Origin of the sequence: uncultured Gimesia sp. (assembly GCF_937910335.1) — a bacterium.
Taxonomy (GTDB): domain Bacteria; phylum Planctomycetota; class Planctomycetia; order Planctomycetales; family Planctomycetaceae; genus Gimesia.
Genome location: NZ_CALEMX010000557.1, coordinates 1 through 7218, shown reverse-complemented (window position 1 = coordinate 7218; position 7218 = coordinate 1). Strand labels below are relative to the sequence as shown.

The window sequence follows — 7218 nt, the reverse complement described above, 5'->3', positions numbered from 1 at the left end:
AAACAACAGGACGCCGTGGGTCTAGTGACTTTTGATGATGCCGTTCGCTCGAAAGTACAGCCATTAAGTAAACGAAATCACTTAAATGCACTGCTCACCGCATTGGCTGCAGAAAAACCAGCTAAAAAAACAGACATTTTTGACGTATTAAAAGAAGTCGCCGAAACACGTTCCAAAAAAGGAACCATTATTCTCATTTCCGATTTATTCGTGAATCGGGAAAATTTATTCAAAGGTTTGAGACTACTGCAATATCGCGGACACGATGTCATGTTGCTGCATATTCTCGATGATCAGGAACTCGATTTTAATTATGGAGGGACCACTCGTTTTGAAGGCATGGAAGAGACTGGTGAACTGGTCTGTGATCCCCGCTCATTACGAGAGGGTTATCTCAATGCCATGCAAGAGTTCTTAAATGAAATTAGAAGACGGTGCGCCAAAAATAAATTTGACTATCAAACCATTCGAACCAGCGAATACCTGGATGCCGCCCTGGCACATTATTTAAACCATCGCATCGGCATGCAACAATCTATCAGACAGTAACACAACCAGGTAAATCAGATTTCAACAAACCTCAATAAAATTAGCTGAATACATCTAATATGGAAACATGGTTAACACAACATTTTGTGAATTCGGCACTGGTCTATACCGGTGCCATGATGGTCGCTGCGCCCATCATTATTCACTTGATTAACCGCTTCCAATATAAACGGGTTCATTTTGCGGCTATGGAATTTTTGCTGCAAAGCCAGCAGACGAATCAGAGACGCGTTTTACTCGAACAGCTCCTGTTATTATTGCTGCGGATTTTTCTGATTATCTGTTTGTTGCTATTAATAGCACGGCTGATCCTGGATCCGAATCAACTATCGATGTTTCATGGTGCGAAATCACACCATGTGATCGTACTTGATGATAGTGGCTCGATGCAGAATGTCTGGGGCGAACAGAATGCCTTTGACGAAGGTTTACAAGTCATTCGGAAAATCGCTGCAGAAGGAGCCAATCGCCCCAACACGGAAAAGTTTTCGCTCATCCTTCTCTCGCGTGCCGATGCACCACTGTTTTTGCAACGAGATATCAACGAAGAACTGATCAATGAATTAGATGCCAAGCTGAGTAATTTAACTTGTTCGCATCAGAGCCTCGACCTGAATAAAGGACTGGAAGTCGCTGCTGATTTGTTAAATGAAGACCGGGCCGTGATCAAAACTCTGCACCTGATCTCAGATTTTCGAAAATCTGACTGGCAGGAGAAAAAAGGAGTCGCTTCTACAATCGAAAATTTAAGTAATGATGATGTCGCCATTAATCTCGTCAAAACGGTCCCCGATTCCCAACCCAATCTGGCGATTACGGAACTTTCCGGTGCCACGGAAGTTGCAGCCGTGAACGTCCCACTACGTTTAAGAGTCAGTATCAAAAATTTTGGAGATCAGGTTGCCAACGATGTGCGAGTCTCGGCTTTCGATGATCAGAACAAACTTCCCATGAGTATTGTTTTTGACAAAATTGAAGCAGGCAGTGAAATCTCTCAGGACTTTGATGTCGTTTTTAATAAACCGGATCTGCATCAGATTAATGTCAGCTTGACGAATGATGCACTCGGCGGAGACAACCAGCGTTTTCTGTCCATCGCTGTCAAACCTTCAAATCCCGTATTGATCATTGACGGAAACCCCTCGGGTAACGAATGGATGTATATCCAAACCGCAATCGCACCGGATGCCTCAACCACCGGCTTTGCTCCTTCTGTCGAAAGTGTAGATTATCTCCGCAGACATCCCTTAGATCAGTTTAAAAATATTTATCTGCTGAACGTGGCTGAACTCCCTCTCGATGCTGTTTCCGTTTTAGAAAAATTTGTCTCAGAAGGGGGAGGCTTGGTCTGGTTCGTCGGGCCTTCGGTTCAAGCTGCGTTTTATAACGACAAGTTATTTAAAGAGGGAAAGGGACTGTTCCCCGCACCGCTGGAGATGGCACCTCGTGATCTACCTGCCCGAGAAACCAATACAATCGTGGACATGCAAGTCAGCGATCACCCTTTGTTTTCTGTATTCGCTGGTCAGGATAATCCACTGATTGAAGCGGTCACCATTTCCAAATACTTCCCACTCTCCCAGAAATGGTTGCAAACAGAAGCAAAAAATGCGTCAGGAGTGAATATCATTGCCACTCTCAGAAATCAGGCGCCTTTCATCATAGAACACCGTTTTGGCAAAGGCCGTATTATCACCTGTCTGACGTCAGCAGGACCAATCGCGACCATCGAAGGAGAACCGTGGAACTCCTGGGCACTTAACCCAAGCTACATCGTATTTCAACTGGAGCTTCAAAAATATCTGGTTCAGTCGCGCTCTCACGAACAGGCAGAAATCGTGGGAGATCCGATTACGTTTTCACTTGATGCCGCCGTGTTTTCTGATGAAATTCAAATTCAAACTCCAATTTCTCAAGGAGAGCGAACCATTCGATTGAAAGCCTCGCCCAAACAGGAAAGCAACGCTTCCGAAAACGGCTCATTGAAGTTGGACACGACATACCGGGAAACCGATCAACCGGGCATTTATTCTGTTCAGTTGAAACGCCAGGACCAAACGGTGGAACAACAAATGTACGCGTTTAATTTCCCGTCTACCGAAAGCAACCTGGAACTGGCAACCAGCGAGGAATTATTTAAAGCGCTGGGAAATCGATCACAAATCCAGATTCAGGAGCCGGGAGAGTTTCAGTGGATTCAAGGCCAGGAAGCAGGTCGAGAAATTACGAACTCGATATTAGTAATTCTGTTTCTGATTTTGATCTGTGAACAGTTATTGGCTTACCGATTAAGCTACCATCCTCAGACAGCGAGTGCTGCTGCATGAACTTTTTTTCTCACATTCCTGATTTATTCATCTTGGCCGCAGGCGAAACGACCGCGTTTCGTTCGATCGAGTACGATACGCCCGAATCAGGATGGGGTTGGCTGTTCCTGCTGGGAGGTCTGTTTCTTATCCTGGCGCTTTCCTTCCGAACTGCCTGGAAGGATTCGTCTCAACTACCTCTATTCTGGCGTTGCTGGCTGACCGGCTTACGACTCTGTGTTTTACTGGCTCTAATGATTATCGTCTTTAATCCACACGAACGCACTCAAAAAATGTCATTCCGTCCTTCACGCGTAGCAGTTCTAATCGATACATCGCTTTCAATGCGGCATCCCAATGAACAAGTGCCCGTCAATGCCAGTTCTCCGGCAAATCAATCTGTACCCAGTCGTATGCAGGCTGTTGACAAATTGCTGGCAGATTCGCCCTTGATTAAAGATCTGCAGAAAAAACATCAAGTCAGTGTTTACACATTCGACAAGGAATTAACGGGACCCCATCACATCTTTAAAAAAGAGCAGGCGGAAGATAATCCATCGGCAACGAATGCAGAAGCAAATTCGATAGCACAATCGAACACGCAAATCGACTGGGACAGCCTGTTGCAACCTCAAGGACTGGAAACCCGACTGGGAGAATCATTGGGACAGTTGATTCGAGAAATCAATGGCTCCACTCTCTCCGGAATTATTATTGCCACCGATGGTGCATCCAATGCCGGCACCGATTTATTGACTGCAAACGAAGTGGCAAAAGAATCTAAAGTTCGCCTCATTACACTGGGCACAGGCAGTCCGACAAAACCGGCCAATATTCAAGTTGCAAAAATCATTGCCCCTACAGATGTGCAATTTGGTGATGCCTTTGAAATCACAGCACTCCTGCAATCCATCGGGATGCCCGGACGGAAAGTCACCATCGAGTTATTGAAAAAACTCAAGGATGAAGCGCAGCCCACGGTCGTTGATTCTGTGGATCTTTTACTGCCCACTGAAGAAGGAATTCCAGTGGATGTCAAATTTGAACGGACACCCAGCGAAGAAGGTGAGATCAGCTATCTCGTGCGCGTGCGGGGTAACCAGCTGGTGCAGGATGCCAATGTGATGGATAACGAACTGGAACACACGGTAAATGTCTTCAGTCGTCCGACACGAACTCTCATTTTAGCAGGTGGTCCGATGCGGGACTATCGGTTCACTAGAACAATGCTTTATCGACACCCTTCCATCAAATCGGATGTCTGGCTGCAATCCTCACCACCCGGAGTTTCTCAAGATGCGGATGAACTGTTATATGAATTCCCCGATCGAACGGCTTTATTTGAATATGATGTCATCCTCGCGTTTGATGTGAACTGGGAACTGCTCTCGCCGGAACAGATGCAAAATTTAAATGAATGGGTTGCTACCGGGGGGGGCGGTATCGTATTGGTTGCCGGCGATGTCAACACACCCAAACTCGCGCAGGACGCCGAAAAGTTCCAGCCGATCCTTGACTTATACCCCGTATCAATCAACTCATTCGTACGTGATTATCTGGATGAAGAAGCCACTCAAATTCGCAGGATCGAATGGACGCAGGCAGGTCTGGAGGCAGGCTTTCTGATGCTGACTGACGACCCCGCGACCTCCAGAGAATTATGGGAGAACTTTCCGGGCATTTATCGCTGCTACCCCTCGAATGGTCCCAAAGCAGCAGCCACTGTTTATGCCCATTTCCCGGATCCTAAAACACAAACGGAGTATGGTTTCTCGATCTTGATGGCTTCACAGTATTACGGTGAAGGCCGTTGCTTTTATCTGGGTAGCCCTGAAATCTGGCGACTACGTTCCATCGAAGAAGATTATTATGATCGTTTCTGGACCAAGCTGATCCGTAATGTCGGACAGGGTCGCAGTAAAAGAGGCACCAAACGGGGTACTTTAATTCTCGAACGAGATGAATATCAGCTCGGTCAGACTGTGTCCGTTCGCGTTCGATTACTCAACCCCGAGTTTAAACCTTTGATTCAAGAGTCGGTGCCTATGGAAGTAATCGACCCGCGCGGCAGACCTCTGGTTCCCAACCTGCTTTTGATGCATGATCGAAATCGACCGGGAGAGTATGTTGCCAGTTTCCGCGCCAGTCTCCCTGGAAAATATCGCTTCCAATTGACCGTTCCTGACTCCAAAGGACAAATTGTAGATGGTAGTCTTTCGGTTTTACTCCCCCGCCTGGAAGATGAGTCGCTAAGTCAAAATGTGAAAGGACTCAAGGAATTATCCCGCGATACAGGTGGAACCTATCTTGCCATTGGAGAGGCAGAAAAAATTCCCGCTCTCCTGCCTGAGATGGGAGAAGAGTTTCTAGTCGATGAACGATTGAAAACACTCTGGGATCAGCAATGGGTCTTTTTCATGTTAGCTGGATTATTGGCAATCGAATGGCTCACAAGAAAACTGTTTAAATTATCATAACTTAACTTGTAAATGAGAAAAAATGATGACTCCCTCTGGTCAGTCTGAAATAAACGCATGAATGAACCTTCTCAATCATCGATCCCTGTGGAACTCACCGATCTGCTCAATCGGTTACGGGGCAAAATACGTCGCTATATTCTGCTGGAAGGAACTGCCAAACTGTTGGCTGTTATCGGCCTGGTATTCTGGTTCAGCTTCGTTGTCGACTGGGTTTACTTTCAACTCAGTCACCTTGAATTACCAATCTGGTATCGTGCTTCTTTCATCCTGATTGCACTCACTACAATCCTGTTTCTGGCCGGTAGTTTTATCATCGTTCGCCTCCTGAAAAAAATGAGAAGAAAAGCATTAGCGCTGGTACTGGAACGACGCTTTCCCGAATTAAACGACCGCCTGGCCACTGCGGTAGAACTGCATGACTCTCAAGAACCACAGAACGCTCTGACGAAAGCGATGCTGCAGCGAACGGTAAATGAGGTCACTGAAGGCAGTCGGCAACTTCCACTGGAAGAGGTTTTCGACAAGCGCCCCTTAAAGCGCGCTGTTTTCTGGTCTGGTCTATTGCTCGTTTCCATTCTAGTGCTGGCAATCTTCAATCAACCTGCAATGGCGCGCTGGGCCAAAGGTTATCTGGAGCTGCGCAGCGACTACTGGAATCGCGAAACCGGCCTGGTCGTGAAAGTCATTGCTCAACCGGGAGATCGAATCAAAGAATTCCAGAACCAGACTTATAAGCATGGATTAGGAAACGATCTGACCTTACTGGTTGAGACCGTTGATGGCAAAAAAGTACCTGATCGAGTGCAACTGACTTATCGTACGCAGAATGGACGTAGCGGTGGACGCACTGTGATGTCGCGCATGGGAGAAGGTCGATTTAAACATACCATTACAGATCTACTGGATGACATCCAGATCTGGGTCTCTGGAAACGACTTTACGAATCCCAATCCTTATCAGGTGAATATCGTTGAAACTCCCGTTCTGGATCATATTCATCTGGCATGTTATTACCCGGAGTATACGGGGTTAAATCAAATAAACCCCGAAACAAAACAGCCACTGGCTGATCTCCAGACGGTCCAGGGAACCCAGATCTCTTTACCCATCAATACAAAGTTCGAGATGGCATCAACTGCCAATAAACCAATCACCCGGTTTTCGTTAGAGACCGATACTCTTCAGATCCAACTGGAGCAGTCTCCACCAGATTCAGAGCAAGAAACCGAGAATTTCCTGGCATGGAAAAACCCAGAGGGAGAAATTGTGAAGCAGGTCCCCTTCACTGCCTCTCAGATGCAGCAGATGTGTGGAACTGATGGGTTGACTTTTCGAATCCCCTTTATATTAGTCGCAAAAGAACAAGACCTGACAGCAATCAATGATAATTCTATTCCCGAGAGTATTCCATTAATTGCTGACCAACCCATTCGAATCTATTTAGAAGACGCAGATGGTTTGCTGGTAACAGAACCGATTCGCCTGAGCATCAATGGTATCATCGACCAGCCACCAAAAGTAGACACACAGCTCACAGGAATCGGCAAGTCGATCACTCGGAAAGCCATGATTCCAGTAGAAGGGATAATCACCGACGAATATGGAATTCAGTCTGCGCGATTTGATTTTCTGGTCGATCAGGACACCAACTTCAGGCCACGTCCTTTCCGCAAAAAACCTTCCAATAACCCGAAAGATTTTTCTCTACAAAGAAGTGACAACGAACCCTGGGAACGTTTTGAGGTACTTCCCCTTGACTTGAAAGTAGGTCAGAAAATCAGCCTTACGGTTCAAGCGGAAGATGCTGATAATTTGAGTGGTCCACATAAGGTTCATGGGGAGACGTATCATTTCGAAATTGTAACAGACGAAGAACTGCTCTC

3 protein-coding genes and 1 pseudogene are annotated in these 7218 nt (G+C 46.4%); all 4 read left to right on the top strand.

The features are described from left to right. A pseudogene (locus Q0668_RS22985) lies at window positions 1–549 on the top strand (DUF58 domain-containing protein); the annotation flags it as partial. A 59-nt stretch (window positions 550–608) separates the two neighbouring features. Next, a complete protein-coding gene (locus tag Q0668_RS22980; RefSeq protein WP_298868877.1) occupies window positions 609–2876 on the top strand; it encodes a BatA domain-containing protein in 2268 nt (755 codons plus the stop codon). Then, window positions 2873–5332: a hypothetical protein gene (locus Q0668_RS22975; protein WP_298868876.1), complete on the top strand. Its 2460-nt coding sequence runs from the start codon at window positions 2873–2875 to the stop codon at window positions 5330–5332. The genes Q0668_RS22980 and Q0668_RS22975 overlap by 4 nt, the downstream gene beginning before the upstream one ends. A 57-nt stretch (window positions 5333–5389) precedes the next feature. Beyond that, window positions 5390–7218, top strand: a 1829-nt coding sequence (locus tag Q0668_RS22970; RefSeq protein WP_298868875.1) for a hypothetical protein, incomplete at its 3' end; no start/stop codon positions are given.

Excerpts from the sequence above, each read along its gene's own strand:
- Q0668_RS22980 (WP_298868877.1), top strand. The coding sequence starts at position 609 with ATGGAAACATGGTTAACACAACATTTTGTGAATTCGGCACTGGTCTAT.
- Q0668_RS22975 (WP_298868876.1), top strand. The coding sequence starts at position 2,873 with ATGAACTTTTTTTCTCACATTCCTGATTTATTCATCTTGGCCGCAGGC.